The organism is Sphingobacterium siyangense, assembly GCF_007830445.1.
GTDB lineage: Bacteria > Bacteroidota > Bacteroidia > Sphingobacteriales > Sphingobacteriaceae > Sphingobacterium > Sphingobacterium siyangense.
The window spans coordinates 1-20,248 of sequence record NZ_VLKR01000025.1; the positions used below are offsets into that span (position 1 = coordinate 1).

At 42.8% G+C, this 20,248-nt stretch carries 10 protein-coding genes; 1 reads left to right on the forward strand and 9 read right to left on the reverse strand.

Going from position 1 to position 20,248, the window contains the following annotated elements:
* Nucleotides 1–222, reverse strand: a 222-nt coding sequence (locus IQ31_RS19615; RefSeq protein WP_483259537.1) for a transposase, incomplete at its 3' end; no start/stop codon positions are given.
* 123 nt (nt 223–345) lie between these two features.
* On the opposite strand from IQ31_RS19615, the gene IQ31_RS19620 reads away from it, so the two are divergent.
* Complete coding sequence (locus IQ31_RS19620) at nt 346–534, forward strand: hypothetical protein (RefSeq protein WP_145329452.1); 189 nt, start codon at nt 346–348, stop codon at nt 532–534.
* A 261-nt stretch (nt 535–795) separates the two neighbouring features.
* Here the strand turns inward: IQ31_RS19620 and IQ31_RS19625 are convergent, their stop codons facing one another.
* The 8 genes from IQ31_RS19625 to IQ31_RS19660 all read right to left on the reverse strand — a co-directional run bounded on the left by IQ31_RS19625 (nt 796) and on the right by IQ31_RS19660 (nt 20,240).
* Entirely contained in the window at nt 796–4,971 is a 4,176-nt protein-coding gene (locus tag IQ31_RS19625; protein WP_145329455.1) for a hybrid sensor histidine kinase/response regulator transcription factor, read from the reverse strand.
* 62 nt (nt 4,972–5,033) lie between these two features.
* On the reverse strand, nt 5,034–7,733 hold the full coding sequence (locus IQ31_RS28165; RefSeq protein WP_145329458.1) for a glycoside hydrolase family 88 protein: 2,700 nt from the start codon (nt 7,731–7,733) through the stop codon (nt 5,034–5,036).
* A 59-nt stretch (nt 7,734–7,792) separates the two neighbouring features.
* On the reverse strand, nt 7,793–8,980 hold the full coding sequence (locus IQ31_RS19635) for an alginate lyase family protein (protein ID WP_244294541.1): 1,188 nt from the start codon (nt 8,978–8,980) through the stop codon (nt 7,793–7,795).
* Between the two features lie 17 nt (nt 8,981–8,997).
* Nucleotides 8,998–11,568 carry a glycoside hydrolase family 95 protein gene (locus IQ31_RS19640; RefSeq protein WP_145329461.1) on the reverse strand — a complete coding sequence of 857 codons (2,571 nt, stop codon included), beginning with the start codon at nt 11,566–11,568 and terminating at the stop codon, nt 8,998–9,000.
* 6 nt (nt 11,569–11,574) lie between these two features.
* On the reverse strand, nt 11,575–14,046 hold the full coding sequence (locus IQ31_RS19645; protein ID WP_145329464.1) for a glycoside hydrolase family 2 TIM barrel-domain containing protein: 2,472 nt from the start codon (nt 14,044–14,046) through the stop codon (nt 11,575–11,577).
* 37 nt (nt 14,047–14,083) lie between these two features.
* Complete coding sequence (locus tag IQ31_RS19650) at nt 14,084–15,529, reverse strand: alpha-L-fucosidase (protein ID WP_145329466.1); 1,446 nt, start codon at nt 15,527–15,529, stop codon at nt 14,084–14,086.
* A 25-nt stretch (nt 15,530–15,554) separates the two neighbouring features.
* The gene (locus tag IQ31_RS19655; RefSeq protein ID WP_145329469.1) at nt 15,555–17,123 is read right to left on the reverse strand and encodes a RagB/SusD family nutrient uptake outer membrane protein; all 1,569 of its coding nucleotides are present in this window, start codon (nt 17,121–17,123) and stop codon (nt 15,555–15,557) included.
* A gap of 27 nt (nt 17,124–17,150) precedes the next feature.
* The gene (locus tag IQ31_RS19660) at nt 17,151–20,240 is read right to left on the reverse strand and encodes a SusC/RagA family TonB-linked outer membrane protein (RefSeq protein WP_244294542.1); all 3,090 of its coding nucleotides are present in this window, start codon (nt 20,238–20,240) and stop codon (nt 17,151–17,153) included.
* Nucleotides 20,241–20,248: the final 8 nt, after the last annotated feature.

A 20,248-nucleotide genomic window follows, 5' to 3' on the forward strand; every position in this document is an offset into this window, starting at 1 on the left:
ATCGCCCAAATTATACAAATGTTTCAGTAGCAAACAACCCACCATAAACCGAATCGGATGGCTCGGATTGCCCACTTTGGAATACAAGGACGAAAATTCTTTCTCAAAATAATTCCAATCTATTTTTTCTGAAAGTAGAACAAGTTCATGCTCGTGGTCAATAAAATCCACCAACATTGGGCGAAATAATTCTGGCTTCTTTTCTGGATTTTTCCCCAACATATTTGCAAGGTTTTAAAGCTCTAAGATACAAATTCTTGCAATAAAAAACAAGCTATTTTAAACCCAAAATACTAATAATCAGTAAATTATAGATGGTTTAAGGAGAGACTAGGTAGGTTTCCATTGTCGGCAGGTATTGCCGGTGGATTGGTTGGCGGAATTACCTACCTCCTTACTTCTTCACTCAGTTACATCACCGTAAGCTTGGTAAACCCTTCTTCGCAGTTTCAAATTGGATTAGGTTATGGCATATTTGCGCTGTTGGGATTGACCATTTTATACGTTATTCATAAGCTGGTCAAAAGCGTATAAGCTATGCGCTGGTTCTTCCAGCGACAGCGCAACAACAGCCTGTAGCTGACCAGCCACAAAACAGTTTTTAAAAGGTGAATTATTTTTAAAATAGTATTAAAAACAACTATATTTGTAGCATCATAATTTAGGTTTATAATTGGTTATTGAAGGTTTTCATTCTCCCCGTTTGAAAACCTTTTTTTTTGCCTGCAAAAAAAACTTCGGTCTGCTTTTAGGGCTGCTTATGCTTACCAAATTAGGAAGACCTTTGCTTATTTTTTAATTGCTGCTTTCCTTGATACCGAATTTTTCAACATAGGTACGTGGGCTCTCCTTATAGAATTTCTTAAATGTTTTGCTAAAATACTTTGGATCATTGAACCCGACCTGACAAGCCACTTCACTGATACTCAAACCAGTATCGTTCACTAAAATATAGGCTGCTTTCTTAAGACGTACCATATTAATAAATTCAACCAAATTCAGTCCTGTTTGCTGCTTAATCTTGCGGTACAAAACAGAGCGGCTCACGCCGATGGCTTTTGTAAGATCCTGCACTCCAAAATCTTCACAGCCCAGATTTTCTTCGACAACCTTCAATACCTGATCCAAGAAACGAGTTCTTTCAGGCAGATCTGTTCCCTGTGCTCCAAGAAGATAATTCTGCACAAATTTTTCCTCCAATCGTTTCCGCGTCTGTATGATGTTTGAAATTTTCTGAATGAGATGCGGCATGCTGAAGGGCTTGGTAATGTAATCATCTGTACCGATTTCAAACGCCTCTGTGATATAAGGATCAGCTGTACGAGCTGTCAAAAGAATCACAGGAATATGATTTGAACTACTATCGTTTTTAATCTGCTGCAAAAGTGTGATTCCATCACAGTTGGGCATCGTTACATCTGAAATGATAATATCGGGCTGTCTTGCTTGCACCAATTCCAGCGCCTCAATACCATCATTAGCTTCTAAAACAATATATTTTTTTCGTAAGTTTTCACATAGAAAACAACGAAGCTCCACATTGTCCTCGGCAACAAGTATGATTGGCTTATCTTCATCCGATACAGAAGGCTCTATTTCTGTTTTTATAGCATCCACATGTGGCATATCGGCATCTGTAGGGTCTGAGCATACTGTGGCTACAGTACCGTCCAAAGCCATGAGCTCTTCGATGCGGACATTCCCCTGTGGCAGGCTGATCCGAAATACCGTATTGAAGTCTGCCGGCTCCTGTGCCATATTACTTTCAACAGTGAGCTTTCCGCCGTGCAGATGTATGATCGAACGACAAAGTGCCAAACCTATTCCGCCATTGGTAGCCGACAGGCCTTTTGCATTGGCCTGATAAAATTGTTCAAATACAAAAGGTATATCTTTGGCTGGGATTCCACGCCCAGAATCCCAAACGGAAACAAGCAATTTCTCCAACTCGCCTTCCCCTTCTAGCTCAACCTGTATCTTTATTTTACCCCCCTTGTCCGTAAATTTAAACGCATTATAAATCAAATTGACAAGGACTTTTTCAAATTGCTCCGGATCAAAACCTCCAACATAATCAGGGCTTACCTTATTATCCAGGAAAAACTGAATATTATTTTTCTCGGCAATAAAGTAAAAATTCTGGCGAATGTTTTCCAAATACGCAGCAACATGAACCTTTTGGCAAAACAATTTCATCTTTCCGCCTTCATGTTTTCTGAAATCAAGCAGCTGATTAACCAGATTCATCAAGCGATCCGCATTTCTTGTTGCATAACCAAGGTGTTCCTGGGCATATGCTGAAAGCGAACGATCGTCTTTTAATTGATTTAACGGTCCAATAATTAATGACAATGGCGTACGGAATTCATGGGAGATATTGGTAAAGAAATTCAGTTTTGCTTCATGAAGCTCCTCCTGTTTTTCCGAATCTATTTGCCGAATCAAAAGGTCTTGTTTCAGTTTGTTTCTACCGTGGAAAAATCGGATAACCAAAAAACTGGCCGCAGCAAAAAGAAGAAAATAGCCGCTATAAGCCCACCATGTCCTCCATGGCGCTGGCAGCACTTTAATCTTCAAAACCGTTGCCTTTTCGTTCCATACCCCGTCGTTGTTGGCCCCTTTTACCCAAAGCTCGTAAGTACCGGGGTCTAAATTGGTATAAGTAGCCACGGGATTGCTCACATAATTCCAGTCTTGGTCAAAGCCTTTTAGATAATAAGCATATTGATTTTTCTCCGGATGAACATAATTCAATACACTGAATTCCAAACTAAAAACATTTTGATTGTGATCAAGAGTTAATTCATCCATCATGGATATATCTTTAGGGATAACACCATCGAGGCCCGGAAGAACTGTTTTATTGAATAATTTCAACTCCGTAAACTGAATGGGGGGAATGTAATTATTGACACTTAAACTATCCGGATTAAATAGGGTGAAGCCCGAGAAGCTTCCAAAGGCAAGTTTTCCATCCCGCAACATTGCTGCTGCATTTTGAATATATTCGTTACCAGGGAGACCATCGATCTTCGTATAGGTTCGCACATGACCAGATAGGGGATCGAAACAAGAAATCCCCGTATTTGTGCTCAACCACAATTTGTTTTTCAGATCACTTAGAATAGCAAAAACATTGTTGATCGGTAATCCGTTTCGCTCATTAAACCTTTTGAACGCTTTCTTCTCTGGAAGATAAAGATTCAGCCCGCCCATATACGTACCGATCCAAATATGTCCTTTCCGATCTTCATGGATACTCACAATATCATTTCCGCTAATTGAAAGGGAATCTTTCTTGTCATTTAGAAAGGAAACAAATTTATTGGTCCCCGCTAATTTTAGATTTAAACCATTTGAAGTACCAATCCAAAGATTACCTTTTGAATCCTCTAGTAAAGTGCGCACCATATTGGAACTCAACTGCTTTCTGGCAACATCAAATGTCTGGAAAGTTCCTGCTTTCTGGTTTTTACGAAGTACCTGTAGTCCTCCGCCGAAAGTACCAATCCAAATATCGCCATTACGATCCTCTAAGATCGCATACACATTATTATTTGCCAGGCCATTACTTACATTGGGATCGAAACGAAAATGTTCATAGCCTTGCTGCCCCTTTCGCCTTAAATTCAACCCACCATCATAAGTACCCACCCATAAATTCCCTTCCCTATCCAAACAGATAGACTTCACATTATTATGACTTAATCCATTCAGGTTATTTTTATCGTGACGTTCACTATAAAACGAATTCGTATGCCGATTAAAATAATTCAGTCCGCCCCCCTCAGTTCCAATCATAAGTTCTCCCATAGCATTTTCAACAAATGCACTCACCACATTGTAACTTAGGCTATTGCGCTTAGATTGATGGGTAAAATTCTGAAAATTAGGAATATCCTTGTCATAAATATTAACCCCTCCAAAATAGGTTCCAATCCAAATAGACCCCCGCTTATCTTGAAATATAGGGCGAATGGAATTATTGCTTAAGCTATTGGGATTTCCATCGTCTGCCTGGATAAAAAGCAATTTTCCGTTTTGATAAACATATAGGCCATTGAATGTTCCAATCCAAATCTTTCCATCATCTGTTTTTTTTAAGGACCGCACATCTTGATTGGCCAAACCTGTATGATTTCCCTCTTCGGTTAACGAGGATATTTGGTCTGTATTCTCATTGATAATCCGAATACCATTATATTTTGTACCTACCCAAAATATACCTGGACTAACCTCCAAAACCGCCTGAAACCGTTGATTAATCTTATTATCTACCGATTTCTCTTTGAAGTAAGTCCTTAGCACCTTTAAGCTATTTCCATCTTTCGATGCGGCTTGCATGAGTACAATGGCATCATCAGTACAAAACCATAATCGCTTGCGGCGATCCTCATACATGGTTCGAAAATTACGATAGTATTCTTTTCCCTGGCTTCTTTCAACGGTAATCTCATTGAAGACCAATTCCGCTTCAGGATGCCGGCCTTCTTTAATCTTATACAAGCCTATATTTGTCGCAATCCAAATCTTTCCATTGGAATCCTGAAAAATCTGGTGAACGTTGACATCCATTTTCCCACTGCTACTCTCTACCGTAGGTAATGGTATACGGATAAAATTGTCTGATTCTCGATTGTATAAATTCAAACCTGTCATTGTCCCTATCCAAAGCCGCCTTTTGTTATCTTCCGTAATTGCTTGAATAAAGTTGTGCTCTAAGGAAAGGCTATCTTGCGGATTACTGCGATAAATCGTAAACTTTCGGGCGTCGTATTTATTTAAGCCATCACGGGTACCGATCCACATAAAACCCAAATGATCTTGGGCTATAGCGAAAACGCTGCCTTGAGACAAACCTTCGTTGACATCCAAGTGTAAAAAACGATAGTTTTTTTCCTGCGCATGCAAAACAGAAATTAAAGCTAACGCACAGCAAAAACAGCGCATAAAAACACGTAATGGCATCATAAGGTATATAATTGAAATGGATGATAAAAATAATCATTCCATTGAATAAACACGAACAAGAATCACTTTAATCGATCTTTTAATTGTTGCTCATAAAGTGAGCTGATCGACATTATGCTGTTTTGATTTTCCCAGTAACCAGCATTTCTATTTTTCAATCTTCCAGCAACTTTTTCTCCCTTTACTCCTATGGCAAAATTTTGTCCGGAAGCCCAGGGCTGTTGTACTGCAGCACTTTTGACCGTACAATTCCATAAGACTTGTGTCACCCCGGCCCAGCCATGTCCACTTCCCCAGTTACCCCGGTCTTGAACATTAATTTCACCATCCGTTACGATTTGATCGTATAAGGTGCCAACAGCCCATCGATGATGTGGACCGATATCCGCATGTGTTCGCTCCGCGCTAGAAAGGCTAAAAACGTTTGGACCGAGGGTCCTAGCCCCTGTTACGTAATCATGGCGTCCTTCCGTGGTATAAAGTTCTTTAAATAAATTAAGCTGACCGTCATTATTGAATGAATACCTTCGGCCACCTGTAATTTGAGATTTTCCATCCAGACACCGCGACTTCATTACTGTAATCTGTTTGGCAAAAGCGCCAAGGCTCACCGCTGCATAGCCAAAATAACGTGCGGTGATATTGCGCACCCAACCATTCGCTATTTTATCCATATCAATTGCAATCCAGCCGTGGTTTTCGTCTTCATCACTTACAAAATCGGATTCGAAACGTATATTTTCGATTCCAACTTCACTTATACGTCCGTCAAAGGTGTAAGGAATGACAGCCACTTTTCCATACCTCGGATCAATCGCCATCACCAAGGGATTATCAAAAAATACGGAGTCACCTTTAATGGCCAAAATAGTACGTTCAAAATTTAGCTTATATTCCTGCGCTGTCCATTGTTTCGTCCCTTCTCTTTTTTCAATTTGGTTCATTCGAAGCGCTTCGATCCAGGCGTCGTTCATCTCATACGAGAGCAGTACGTGCTCGCCCACTTTCCTTTCCTTCGCATGATCGATTAGGACATATTTAGCCCCTACAGGTCCATATCCATTCTTAACAAACTGTTTTCTAGCTTGGTCCACTGAATAGCTGCCCGTACCCGAAATCTTCAATAAGCTGCGTTGGTCCTGGCTTGTGGCTTTAAGCAGGGTTTGCCCTATTGCATCACCCTCCCCTCTCAACACGACACCGCTGGCATGAATTTCCAGGCTTCCAGGTATATTGTACAGGCCTTTTTTTAACAAAATAGCACCTCTAAAACCATTTTTATCAAGTGGTTTTGCAGATACAGCATCGATGGCTTGTTGTATAATTTGTTGATCATCGCCATTTACGCTGGGTTTTACAGTAATCACAACAGGAACATTGGGCAGCTTTTGATCACCTTGATGATAGCCCACATGGCTAAAGTCGGGGATTACGTTTCCCTGTGCATCTGGAAAATAGATCAGTTGTCCCGCTGGATTTTTCCGGACCAGATCCGATTGAACTTTTCCGGACTGTAGATCTTCTTGCCGATGCAGTGCTTCCAAAAAGTAATAATCTGCATAACTCAAGGGTTTATCCACTTCAGTATTGGAAGGTTTCGATCCTGTACTGTGTAATAATATAAAACCTTTACTTTTATTTGGCGGCGACATGTAATTGTCTATCAGGTTCGCCAATATGGTCTGTGCTTTTGCACGATAATCTTTCCCTTGGTTGCTATAGGTGCTTAATTCCAACAGCCCCGACGCTATGACTGTCGCTGCCGACACATCCCGTGGTTCATTTGGAATATGAGGTGCATCGAAATCCCAGTAAGGGATCAAGTCTTTCGGCATATTGGGATGTGCAAACAGCCACTGCGCAACTTTTTCGGCTTGCTGCAGATATTTCGCATCTCCTGTTTCTCTGTAACACATTGTATAGCCATACAGTGCCCAGGCTTCACCTCGCGACCATGTCGATTCATCACTTAAGCCCTGATGGGTGTTTTTATGCTGCACAGCTCCTGTTTTCGGATTGTAGTCTATTACATGATAGGTGCTGTAATCTGGCCTAAAATGATTTTTTAGCGTTGTATTGGCGTGGCTCACCGCAATATGATAATAAGTAGAATCTCCAGTGAGTTTGGTTGCTTCAAACAGCAATTCTAGATTGAGCATATTATCGATGATGACCGGAAAATCCCAGCGATGGCTATTGTGATCCCACGAACGTATACAGCCGACTGTCGGATTGAAGCGGGTTGCCAGCGTTTTAGCGGCCTGAACAAGCACCTCCCGGTATTGTGGATTTGCGGTTAACCGATAACCGTTTCCTACACTACAGTAGATCTTAAAGCCCATATCATGGGTCTTTCCATTAAATTGCTCCGCTTCGATCGACCTTGTCGTTTCTGAAGCAAGATCTCTCCATTTTTGTTTTCCCGATTTTTCGTAGAGATACCACAGGACGCCAGGAAAAAAACCACTGGTCCAGTCCCCCCTTTTCACGGCAACAAGTTCGTTATCTGAGGAAAGCGTACGTGGCGATACCAAGGATGAATCACTTTTTTTCAAGAGCTGCAATTCTTTATAAAGTAGCTGGGCTTGTTGATCTGCGAGCCCCCAAGCTTTTTGCAGCTGCTTTGTGCCCTGTGCCTCAACATGTTGAAAAGCACACAAAATTCCAGTCAAAAAGAGTGCTTTGGCAATAGATGACCTTTTTAAATTTCGAAAGCGCAAAAAGAGGGTATATCTTCGCAAAGACGTCGCATTAACATTCATGTTATCTGTAGGTTTTTAAGGTGAAATGGTTAAGTTATTTTATAAGGGGGCTAGGAAAATCAAAGCCATATAATTGGGTTTCGAATGGGTAAATTTCGAATAACCTCTTCTTGTTCGGGTGCATGATCAAGCTTCTCCCAAAGCTGCAGATAGTCTTTATTCTGGAAAGCCACTGCCGAAAAGACAAGTGCCGGATGTGCAATTGGCCATTGATCCCAATACATGACATCTTTCTGATAAGGCCATTTTTCTTTAGCTGCAATATAGGGGACCATAAAATCAATCCCCGTTTTTATGGTCCGCCCATCAGACAATGTATACTGCCAAAGGGGGGTATTGGTCTTGGACAAAATCTGGCAGATCATGGTCATCGCATCCAGATTAAACAACGCGTATCCATAAGGTTTTGTCCGCTGCAATTCTCTCGGGAAGCTTCCATTAGCTTCCATTTGATTCGGCAGCAGCACATGCGCATAACGATCTGCACATGTATTGAGTAATACAGTATCTTGCACTAAACTCGAAAATGCGGCTACCTGCATCACCCAACATGTACCATGGTTGTTGGCGGCATTCATTTCATCGATTCCATATTGATGCGTTGTAAGCCAGCGTAAATAAGCCGCAAACCAACGATGTATGGCATCCTTGGCTGCCTGTGGAAAATTGGGGTCATTTTCAAATATCTTTACGCCCTGTGCAACTTCCATCAGATGAATGGTATCAATAATACCTATTCCGCGCCCTGTAAAACGCCCTTGTATAGCCTGTGCATAAAGAAGATTCGGATTCATCATCGTTTCTGCATCAACGAACCAAGCCTTTAAATGACGAAGTGCCTGCTGTACATATTTTTTATCCGGATTCAAACGATAGGCTGAGGCCAGTGCACCCACGATTCGGCTGAAGCGGATCATTGCTTTACGATGTTCAACGAAATTGGCCGGATTAGTCATCCCATCCCGTTGGATATAGGGTGCAGCTGGATCTTTGGGATCGGGCCACCAATAATCGCCTTCAGAATAAAAATCATGAATACCCCCGGCACTCCGGACCGCGCTATATGCTGTGACAGTCAATGGCTTCTGCTTCATCGCCCATTTGGACTGCTTTAGGATAACAGGACGCAGTGTCTGGATGATCTCCTGCTCAAAAACACCTTTCTTAATTTTTGCCTTCAAAAATAAGGGGGAAATTGCGATCCCAAGAAGACAGCCCATGATGCGAACAATTGATTTTGATTTCATTTTTCCTGGATTTTGATTTATAGCGGAACAATACGATACCGTTTACCTTTTATCGTCTCAAATTGAACTTCGAACGTTTTCGTAGCTGCTAACGATGGCAATTTGGACGGATCAGCGATCGTATACGGTAGTTGTTCCGGTTTATATAATAGCGTGTTGTCTGTGACAGCTGCCTGATTTGATTCGAAGCCGACAACTTTAACGGGTAAAGGTGTACGCAAACGACAAACACCTCCAATATTGGATACGATCATTGCTTCGGTCAATACGTTATTTTTCCAGGCAATGTCTACGGTAAAGTTTCCCCTGGCCTTAATTCCTTTAATCGTCCCAGCAGACCATTCATCAGGTAGAGCCGGCAATAAATGAACAGCACCATCGTGACTTTGCAGCAACATTTCAGTCATTCCGGCCGTAGCACCAAAATTACCGTCAATTTGAAAAGGTGGGTGTGCATCAAATAAATTCGGATAAGCTCCACCACCGCTCATCTGAGCACGATCCAATTTAGGATCGATAAAATTTAAGGCATCCTTGAGGATTTTATAGGCATGATTTCCATCCTGAAGCCTCGCCCACCAATTTGTCTTCCAGGCCATCGACCAGCCGGTACTGACATCGCCCCTCAAAAGCAATGAACGCTTGGCGGCCGCAGCCAAAGCCTTGTTTTCCGCAAGGTTGATCTGATTGCCCGGGTATAAACCAAATAAGTGAGAAATATGCCGATGCTGATCTTTTGGATCATCCCAATCTTTAAACCACTCTTGTAATTGTCCATATTGGCCCACCTGATAGGGATAAAGCTTTTCCTTCGCTTCTTCTAGAGCCGATTTAAATTCAGGATCAATACCCAATATCGTACATGAACGAATAACAGCTGTAAAAAGCTCACGAATGATCGCCATATCCATGGTAGAGGCCATAGTCAATTGATATTCTTTACCTGCTATTTTAATTGTATTTTCAGGTGAAGTGGAAGGATTGGTCACGAGATATTTACTTCCAGGATCAGCAATCAGCCATTGCAGCATAAATTGGGCCGCCCCTTTCATCAATGGGTAGGCCTTCTCCTTCAAGAAAGTTTTGTCACCCGTAAAACGATAGTGTTCCCATAGATGTGTGCTTAACCAGGCACCTGCCATAGGCCATGCCGACCAGCGTGGCATTCCTTTGGGGTCCCAATCATATCCGCCCGGAGGGGAAGTTTTGGCCCATAGATCGGAATTATGATGCAGAACCCAGCCCTTATCGATATGATAATTTACCGATGCTGTTTTAGCCCCGTTGATCGCCAGCTCATCCATAAAATCAAACAAAGGCTGATGACATTCTGCAAGATTGGTATTTTCCGCAAGCCAATAATTCATTTCTGTATTGATATTGGTCGTATAATTACTTCCCCACGGTGGCTGCACATGATCATTCCAGATCCCCTGTAAATTTGCAGGCCTTCCTCCTTGTCTGGAACTGGCAATCAATAAGTAGCGTCCAAAATGATAATACAGCGTCAGAAGTCCCAAATCGGCCGGTCCTTTGGAAAACTGCATGACACGCTGGTCTGTAGGTAATTTATCATGTGCAGAAGTACCGGTCAGCGCAAAGGCTACACGATTGAATAGCCTTTGATAATCCCTTTGATGGTTTGCAAGTAAGGTATGAAAATTCTTTTTGGAGACCGTATTCATGCGTTTTTTTGCGAGCAGCGTGGCATCTTTACCTTCCTGACTCGGAGACTTATCAAAACCGTTAAAGCTTGTCGCTTCTGTCAAAAATAAAATCACCTCATCAGCGCCTATAATTTTAAGCTTATCCTGCTCTTTTTTCACTACACCACCGGTAGTTTTTACACTGACCTGCATCGCAAAGGTCATCCCTTTTCCGCCAACACTATCGTACAGCACCTGTTGAGGTTCATAATCCCTATTGGCGACAAAACTCGGCGCCTTACCCTGAAGGGTCAGTTGATTATCACCTTGGATCGAAACGCTATATCGGAGCTTACTGGTCAAGGAAAGATCCAAGGTAATTGATTTTTTCTTGTCCGCTTTCAATCGAACCACCAATGCTTTATCCGGAAAGCTGACAAAACTTTCCCTTTGGTATCGAACACCTTGATACGAATAACTCACCTGATTGATCGCTCGTTCAAGATCCAGCTCCCGTTTATAATCTTTGACCTTTTTTTCGTCCTGATGAAAGTCCAACCATAAATCGCCCATGGGTAGATACCGAGCAGAATAAGGTCCTTGCATTTTCTTCCAAAGAACTGCTGCCTCTTCATATTTTCCAGCAAAGATGGCTTGGCGCACCTGGGGTAAAACCTGCGGGCCGTTTGGATTATTGCCCGCATCGGGTTCACCCGACCACAGCGTATTATCGTTAATTTGAAACCTATCTTTACTTAGCCCTCCAAAGACCATCGCTCCTGTTGTGCCATTTCCAAGTGGCAGTGCTTCTTCCCACAGTGAGGCCGGCTGATTATACCAAAGCTTCAGCTGCGGCGAATTGCTTTGTGCACGGCATGGAGCAATCGTCCCCAGGAGGCCAAGCAGTAAAAAGAAGTTCAAATGATTCGTTGCTTTTAACATCTTGTACTATTTTTCTATTGTTAACAAGGTACTCTTTGATCCTTCCATCCGGCCTGATACCACGGCTGTTCCCGAAGGCAGTCGAAGTTTAATCAATGCACGACCATTGTAGGCCTGTACTTTTTTCGACCCCGTAGAAGTGCCTTGATCGACGATCAACTGACCATCGCCGGTTGAACCAAAATAGATCCAGTCCTTTGCATCGAGACAGGGGGTATTGGTATCGTCCACAATTTGGGCTTGCACAGTGATTACTTCGCCTTCCGCAGCAATCTGTTCGACAAGTAATTTGGCAGGTTTACCCCATTTTTTTGTCTGATACTGCTGTTCAATTTCATCCACTAGAATTTCCCGTCCGTTTTTCGCGACAGCTTTAATCTGATTGTTTCCTTCGTTCAGTTTCACCATCCAGCGCAAACCTGCCGCTGGAAAATCTTGGCTATTCCTTTTCTTTAATCCTTGACTTTCTCCATTGACAAAAAGCTCAACCTCACTGGCATTGGAATATACCTTTATCATTTTCGACTCCTCTTTTTCACCCCAACGGATCGGCCAAGTATGGCCATAAATATGCAGCATTGGTTTCGCTGTCCAATACGACTGGAATACGTAGTACGATTCTTTTTTGGTAAAATCCCGTTCAACAACACCCTTCTGATTGACATAAGGCACAGGATTGTCTGGCCGGACCGGAGTTGAAAAATCTTTAAATGGCCAATAGGCTGTTCCCGTGAGCCAAGGCATTGTTTCTTGTTCCTTTAAGTGCCAATCGATGAGATTACAGATGTAGCTTTCACTCCAATCGCCATCTTTAGAAACCCGTGCTGCACCACCAATGAGCGACGCATCGCCTGCCCGTTCATCTGTTGTGCCATCACCTTTGATTTTAGTTAAAGCGCGATCAGGGTCTTCTGCATGTCGTCTTGCATGACTATCCCCGCCCCACTCCACATGAAGGAAATGTTTTACCTTTTTCATTTCTTCTTCGGACGCTGTTTTATAGTCGGTATAAACACCTCTATACCAACCCGCCCAAATGGAGGGCGAATAAACATCAACAATATCTTTACAGAAATCACAACGTCGTATTGCTGTTTTCCGACTCGGGTCCAATTGATGAGCTAAATCATTGAGTTCACTCATATAAGCCCTTATCTTTGCCTGATCAAACTCCGTAAAATCACCAGGCCAATCATTTTCATTACCAAGCCCCCAGATAATGACCGATGGATGATTATAATGCTGTTCAATCATATGGGTTAACATCCGTTTTCCCTGAAGTTGATAGACCTCACCACCTAATCCACCTCTGCACCATGGAATCTCTTCCCAAACCAAAATGCCCAGACTATCACAGGCCTCAAGCACTTTACGACTCTGCTGATAATGTCCCAAGCGTATAAAGTTTACGCCCATCTCTTTCATCAGGGTCATCTCTTGTAGAATCTGATCGTCAGTCATTGCTGCAGCAACGCCGGCATGGTCTTCATGACGATGGGTACCACGAAGCAAAAGCCTTTTCCCGTTCAGCAGAAAAGGACCTTTTTCTTTAAACGCTACATGTCTAAAGCCAAAGACACTCTCTTCTTTAAATACTTGTCCATTGCTTTTGATTGTCGTAACTAAACGGTATAAAGCCGGTTGATCAGGACTCCAAAGCTGTGGCTTCTTGACCAGGAATTGTCCAAATTCAAGATTCAACGTCCCCCTATTTACCTGTGGTTGCTGGGTTTGCACGATTTTTCCAGCGGGGTCATAGAGCTGCGTTTCGACTTCAAAATTTGTCTGAGCCGAAAATGGCATCAACCGTCCGCGGACGTTGACCACTCCCTGCTTACCATCGGCCCCTACTGACGCCTCAACAAACACACGCTCCAAAGCTGTCTGCGGAACATATTTCAGGTTTAGATGTCTGTAAATACCTCCATAGACGTTAAAATCAGACAGATCAGAAGGGATCATTTCGAGATCACGTGAATTATCCACACGAATTGAAAGCGGTATTTTGCCCTTAAACTGTTTTTTAAAAGCGGCTGTTTTTTTAAACTTTTCAACGGCATCTGTAATGTCCACAGTCCATTCGTCGTATCCGCCAACGTGCTCCCCAACTTTATTTGTATGGATATAAACAGCTGTCTTTTGTCCGGCTCCTTCAAAATGAAGAAGGGTGTGACCATTTAAATAGGGGTTATCGATCTCCAGCGATTTTCTGTACCAGCTTGGCCCCTGATAATAATTTATAGCTGGATCAACAGCGTCCAGCGCATTATAACAGTGCGGCAGATTTATCTGCTCCCAAAGTGGAACAGACTCGGGATTACCGGCTCCCACCGGTCTTACAGCTTCCCAGATTCCCCCCAGATCGCTCTTTAAGAAATCCCAGCCTTGATCAATCCGCTTAACTTCCTGAGCGTGGAGTTGAGCAACTCCAAAAGTCAACAACAACGCAATTATTTTATTCAATCTACTTTTCTTCATTATGCTATTTTAGTATCTGCTTTTCATCTTATCGGCCTTACTCGTCCAAAGCTCCAGTTTTCATGTTTTTTGCTCCGGCCCCTTTTTCGCGCTTAAATTTGCCAGCCACTTCGATCTTAATCACTGTAGCAACAGCATCAATGGCCTGCTCAGGCACGGCAATCTGAATACCATTGGCATTCGATTTTACCTTTAACACTTGATTATTGGCTAAAAGACTAGCTTTTAAAACTTTATTTTCAATCGGAAGTTCAACTATGCCATTTTTTGGCCAGTCAAATACAGAGACATACAAATAAGTCCGCTTTCCATCTTCCTTCATGGTACATCTCCCCCATTCAAATGGCTGTAAAGGACTACTCTTGGTCGCGTAGACTGCTTCACTATTGGCTTTCATCCATTTGCCAATAACAGCCAAACGTTCTATACTCTCCTGTGGAAAGGATCCATCGGGTTTTGGACCAACGTTCAACAAGTAATTTCCACCTTTGGAAGCAATATCAACGAGATTGCGGATCAAGGTTTCGGCAGACTTCCATTTATGATCTGATGTGCGGTAGCCCCAAGTGCCATTCATGGTCATACAGGTTTCCCAATGTTTGCCTTCGAGTTCACTCCAATCTGGAATTTTTTGCTCCGGCGTTTTGGTATCGCCGGGGAAATTAGGCCGTTTCAATCGATCATTTGTGATAATATTGGGTTGTAATGCCAATTGGTCCTGAAGCATATTTGCGGCTTCGTCGGTCATATTGGTTGGTGTATCCCACCATAGCACAGCAATATCCCCATAGTTACTCAACAATTCTTTGACCTGAGGCACAGATACGTTTTTGATATAGTCACTAAAACTCGCCGTTTCTTGTTTGGGATCCCAATGGCCATGATGTGCTAGTGTGTAATCATCTATGCGGGTTGAATCTGGATTAGGCCAGCCTTCTCGCATTAATTTACGAGCAGCCGATCCACCGGGGTTATTCCAATCCTGCGCCTGTGAGTAATAAAAGCCAAGTTTCAGGCCATATTTTCGGCAGGCTTCGGCCAAAGGTTTCAAAACATCTTTACCGTAAGGCGTCGCATCCACCATATTCCACTTACTCGCTTTTGTTTCAAAGAGCGCAAAACCATCGTGGTGTTTGGCCGTGATAATCAAATATTTCATCCCGGCATCTTTCGCCATGCGTACCCATTCGTCTGCATTATACTGCGTGGGGTTAAATTGCTTTGCCATCGCCTGATATTCATCAACCGGAATTTTAGAGCGGTTCATAATCCATTCTGCTCCACCACGTGCCTGTTCGTGCCCCTTATAAACGCCGCCAAACTGCGCATATACTCCCCAATGGATAAACATGCCAAACCGGGCTTCTTCCCACCATTTCATGCGTACACTATCGGGCAAGCGATTTACTTGCGCATACAATAATCCCTTACTCATTCCCATGATGAGGACAAGTGCCAGCAACATTTTATATATAGCTTTCATACCTTAATTTTTCACAGTTCCTCATTTAGAAACCTGGTGTTTGTTTAAAATTGTCATTACCTAAACTTTTGGCCATATCTACCTCAGATTGAGGCACTGGCCATAAGGTATCTCTGGCCATGAATAACCGTGAAGCTCCATCGGGATCCTTGGTTTTATCCATCACCTCTTTGATCATCCCCCAGCGTTTCAAGTCAAAATAACGTTGCCCTTCCAAAGCCAATTCAATCCTCCGTTCATGACGGATAATATCGCGGAATTCATTTTTTGTCAAGGAACCGCTAAACTCTAAGAGCGGCATTTTCACATCAGCCCTGGATCTTACCTTATTCAACGCGTCTACAGCTGTCTGATCAGGCCCGGCACTTTCATTTTTCGCTTCTGCGTACATCAATAAAATATCTGCATAACGTAAGAATACCCAATCCTGATCACTTTGTGTCGCGTAACTGGTTGGCCATTTCGATTCGTTGATATATTTTCTCGGTAAAAAACCACCCAAAACCCCTTCGGCAACCGGATCAAAAGCTGAAGATGCAGTGGTACCTCGCCATACACCGCGGTACATGATTGTCGACTTCAACCGTGGATCTCTATTTTCGTAAGGATTTTTAGCATCGTAAACCGTCGATTCCTTAATATCTTTTCCATCGATGGCATAATAAGAATCCACCAGATACCCCAACGGTTGTATTGTCTTCAGATAAGAATACATCATATCTGCTGGGCTATACATATTGGGCGGTAAAAATCGAGCGGAGAACATGATTTCGGGATTGTTATTTTGTCCAGGTTTTCGGAACAGATCACGGTAACCACCCTGATAGATCGAAAACTTGTTTTCATCCATAACAATCTTCGCTGTTGCCGCTGCCTCGGCCCATTTTTTTGAAGTCAACAACACCTTTGTTTTGTAGCCTAATGCAGCTCCCCTCACAGCATGCCCCTTATATCCTGTATTTGGCAGTTTTTCACTCGCGTAATCTAAATCTGCTAAAATCGCTTCGATAACGTTGGTTTTAGGTGTTCTACCCAACCGAATACTCGCATCGTCCATACCTAGGGGTTCTAAAGTCAATGGCACATCACCGTACAGATTGGTCAACAAAAAGTAGTAATGGGCCCGGATAAAACGAGCCTCTGCTTTATATCGGTCACGGTCCTGCTGGCTCATGCTTGTAATGCGGTCAATATTGGCAATCAATTTATTACATGCAGCAATGGCCTGATACGAAATCTCATACCCCTCAGATTGCATTCCGCCTGTTGTCGAGGAGATTCCAGATCGCGAAATAATATTGAAGTTATTGGAGGTACTGGACACAAAGGCATCGTCTGAAAGCCCATCCCAAAACATACTTGCTCCACCCCAACCACCGCGTGCATTGGATGAAGACGTCGAATTGTATCCTCGGCAAAGAAATTCATAACAGCCCGATAGTGCCAAATCAGCATCAGTCTGCGTTTTCCAAAAGGTTGATTCCGAAATTTTATCCGTTGGGTTTTTATTTAAAAAATCTTTTGTACAACTACCTAGTGAAGCTAAGGCAGCTAAGCTTAGGTATAGATATGTTTTTTTTACGCTATTTTTCATCTTTAATTTTTTTTAGTTACCACTAGATTAGAATGTGATGCTCGCTCCAAATGCGAATACTTTATTCTGAGGATGAGTCACATAACGTCCTGATGTTGCACCACCACTTGATGAAACGCCACGTTCGGGATCTAAACCGGGGAACTTGGAGAATGTGACCAGGTTATCCGCCGCAAAATAGATGCGAAGGCCAGAAATACCAGCTTTGGACAAGGTGCTCTGTGGAATAGAATAGCCTACCTGAATATTTTTAAGACGCAAGAACGATCCATCTTTTAAAAAGAAAGTCGACGCAGTCCGTACGTTATTTGCGGCAGGGGTATTTTCAGCACCGACTATTGGAAGCGATGCATTGGGGTTTTCTGGAGTCCAAGCATCCATCCAGTCGCGGGTGAATGTACCACCTTGCCTGAAAGGAACTATTCCCCACTCACTTACAAATATTTTTTGTCCCTGAGAACCGAAGAAAAAGGCTGTAAAATCAAAATTCTTCCAAACAGCCGTCGCATTAAAGGAATAATCGAAATCTGGATAAGCGCCCGGCACGACAATACGATCATTATTGTCCACAACTTTATCGCCATTTACATCGGCAAATTTCAGATAACCCGGTTGCGCCGGAATCTGTTGCACCGGAGAGGCTGCCACCTCTTCCTTCGAACGGAATATACCCGTGTTCTCCAAAAGATAAAAACTACCATAAGGTAAACCTTCCCGGATAATGGTATTGCCCGAGATACGTTCGGCTCCATATTTCATCACCTTATTGCGATTGGCCTGAATATTTCCATTGAGGGTCAGCGATACCTCTCCAATTTTATCACGGTACTGAAGACCGAGCTCTATACCTCTGTTACGCAATTCACCATAGTTTACGGTCGGTGCAGTCAGCCCAATATAAGAAGGGAAAGCCGTAGATGCGGATAAAATATCTGATGTTACTTTGTTATACCAATCGAAAGAAGCGGTCAATTTGTTGTTCCATAGCCCGAAGTCCACACCGAAATCCAGGACTTTGGTACTCTCCCATTTGATCCTGTCATTAGCCATGGCTACCTGGCGAGCCCCCTGTTGGAGTGTTTCATCAAAAGGATAAGCAAAAGAAGAATTGTAAACAATCTGATAAGGATAGTTACCAATATTCTGATTACCCAGTGTTCCAATAGAGGCTCTTAATTTTAGTTCATTAACAACTTCTTTCAATTTCGGCCCATAAAAGGTCTCATCCGAAACTTTCCAACCTCCGGATATTGAAGGGAAAAATGCCCATTTTCTATTTTCAGGGAAACGTGAAGACGCATCATAACGTGCATTACCTTCGAGTAGATACTTGCCTTTGTAGTCGTAGTTTAATCGACCATAGTAAGACCTTAATGACCATTCATTGGTTACACCGTTATTAGACTGTTGACCGGCTCCGCCACCATCAAGCTCAAGCAAATCATTGTTGGGAAACTGCAACCTACTTCCGAACAATTTTTGTGTTTTATTATATTCTGCCTGGGTTCCTGCCAGCGCTTTCATGTTATGATTTCCAAAAGACTTATCGTAAGTCAGTTGTGTATAGCCCACCGGGTACACATTGTTGTCGTCCGTTACTTCTAATCCTTGACCACCTACATCAAGCTGTCTGGCGGGTAGGTCATCGGGTTTGGCGAACCACATGTATTGATTAATCACAGGTTTGTTGGTATAGTTTTTTGTAAAGCCATAGGTCAACCCGCCGCTAGTCTTCCAATCCAGCCCATCCAATATTTTCACATTTAAAAAAATATTGCCTTGCATAAAATAATTGTTCAGTCTTGTAAATGCATTTTCAGCAACTGCAACAGGGTTTTTATTTGGGGACTGAAAAGGATATGCCCTGGACGTATAACGACCACTACCATCTGGTAATACAGGTCCATAAAGTGGTGATTGACTAATGGTAGACAAAAACTGATCTTCACTACCATTTCTAGGGTATTTCCGATCGCCATAATTCAAGGTAATGCTTGAACCAAAACTTATCCGTTCATTGATTTTAGAGCCTAGGTTAAGCTGTAGATTATACTTTTTAAAAGAAGTCCCGATCATAATATCAGGCTGATTGACGTAGCCCAGTATGACGTTGTAATTTGTTCCTCCGGCACCACCGCTTAAGCTTAAATTGTGCGTCTGTACCGGGACTGTTCTAAAGACAGCATCCAACCAGTTAAAATCGGGATATAATTTTTTATCTGTTGCATTTTTGTAGGCATCAATCATCTCCTGGCTAAAAGAAGCATTTGGATTTGTGACACCGGAGTTTTTATTTGCCTGATTATATAGGTTCATGTAATCAACGGAATTATACACGAGGTCTGGAAGAGCTGAGGCTTTGGTAATTCCGACATTATAATCGTAGCTCAGTTGTGTTTTTCCAGCTTTACCCTGTTTTGTCGTTACCAGAATAACACCATTCGCTGCTCTTGCCCCATAGATAGCGGCTGAGGCAGCATCTTTCAATACGGTGATATTCTCGATTGCTTGAGGATTTAAATTTTCCAAACTCCCGGGGATACCATCTACGATAACCAGTGGAGCGGAAGAAGCCCCATACGACCCCAATCCGCGAACCTGGAGATTCACATTTTCATTCCCTGCTTCTCCTGATCCTTGCGTAACACGAAGGCCGGGCATGCGGCCTTGAAGTAATTGCGTTGGATTTGTAGCGATACGTTTGTTAAGCACCTTTCCATCGACGGCAGCAACAGCACCGGTTAAATTACTTTTTTTCTGGGTACCATAGCCTACAACCACCACTTCATCAATCAGGCTACTGGACTCCTGGAGAACGAGATTAATGTGATCTTTCTTATTGACCTGGACTTCAGCCTTCTCTTTGCCTACCAGCGAGAATATCAGGACATCAATGTCTCGCGCAAGAATCTGATAATTGCCGGCCCCATCGGTTACAGTGCCGTTTTTCACCCCCTTTATCTGTACAGTAACCCCCGCAAGAGGCTCGCCTGTTGAGGAGCTTACTTTTCCGAATATCTTTATTTGCGATTGGGCAAGCAACACTGGTGCAGACATGCTCATCAACGAAAATAAAAGTAACCCCTTCCCTACCGTTTTGGTTATCGGTGTTATCATAGTTGTTT

Bases quoted from the DNA above. Each gene is read 5' to 3' on its own strand.
- IQ31_RS19645 (WP_145329464.1), bottom strand. From the start codon at position 14,046: ATGAAGAAAAGTAGATTGAATAAAATAATTGCGTTGTTGTTGACTTTT.
- IQ31_RS19650 (WP_145329466.1), bottom strand. From the start codon at position 15,529: ATGAAAGCTATATATAAAATGTTGCTGGCACTTGTCCTCATCATGGGA.
- IQ31_RS19635 (WP_244294541.1), bottom strand. From the start codon at position 8,980: ATGAAATCAAAATCAATTGTTCGCATCATGGGCTGTCTTCTTGGGATC.
- IQ31_RS19655 (WP_145329469.1), bottom strand. From the start codon at position 17,123: ATGAAAAATAGCGTAAAAAAAACATATCTATACCTAAGCTTAGCTGCC.
- IQ31_RS19640 (WP_145329461.1), bottom strand. From the start codon at position 11,568: ATGTTAAAAGCAACGAATCATTTGAACTTCTTTTTACTGCTTGGCCTC.
- IQ31_RS28165 (WP_145329458.1), bottom strand. From the start codon at position 7,733: ATGAATGTTAATGCGACGTCTTTGCGAAGATATACCCTCTTTTTGCGC.
- IQ31_RS19625 (WP_145329455.1), bottom strand. From the start codon at position 4,971: ATGATGCCATTACGTGTTTTTATGCGCTGTTTTTGCTGTGCGTTAGCT.
- IQ31_RS19660 (WP_244294542.1), bottom strand. From the start codon at position 20,240: ATGATAACACCGATAACCAAAACGGTAGGGAAGGGGTTACTTTTATTT.